The 522-nt window shown below is 62.6% G+C and carries 1 pseudogene; it reads right to left on the reverse strand.

Annotation, left to right across the window (positions count from 1 at the left end):
* Positions 1-279: 279 nt before the first annotated feature.
* Positions 280-522: pseudogene (locus AACY45_RS27875) on the reverse strand (IS110 family transposase); the annotation flags it as partial.

Consider the following 522-nt stretch of genomic DNA (forward strand, 5'->3'; position numbering starts at 1 on the left):
GTGCTGATCTAGGCCGTAGACCCATCTGTGGACGCCCCTTCGGTTGCAAGCGGTATTTGGAAGTTCTGACACTGTGTCGGATGCTGCCATCTGTCCGGCCTGTAGTGCAGCGATGCCGCTGCTGGCCTGTATGGGAGTTCGCGGACCGGAACCATTTCATAATCGCGTGCTCTTGGACACGATGGGTCTATCTGGTTCTTCCGGCCCCGTCTCGCCGACTGTTGTGGCATACCCTCCTTCGACCGACTGCGCCCTCCGACGCCTCTGGCCTGCCTCGACTTACGTCGCGACTACGACCGGAGCTCTGTAATCCTCTTGCTTGGTTAGCACCGCCCAGACGATGCGGGCGGTTTTGTTGGCAAGCGCGACCGTTACCAGCATGCGCGGCTTTCGCGCGAGCATGCCCTCGAGCCACGAGCCCTTGGGGGCACCGCGCCTGCTCGCCTGCAACACGACCGCACTGCTGCCGATGATCAGCAACCGCCTGAGCGTTCGCTCGCCCATGCGCGAGATCGCACCCAG

Source organism: Pseudomonas sp. RA_35y_Pfl2_P32, assembly GCF_963970735.1.
GTDB lineage: Bacteria > Pseudomonadota > Gammaproteobacteria > Pseudomonadales > Pseudomonadaceae > Aquipseudomonas.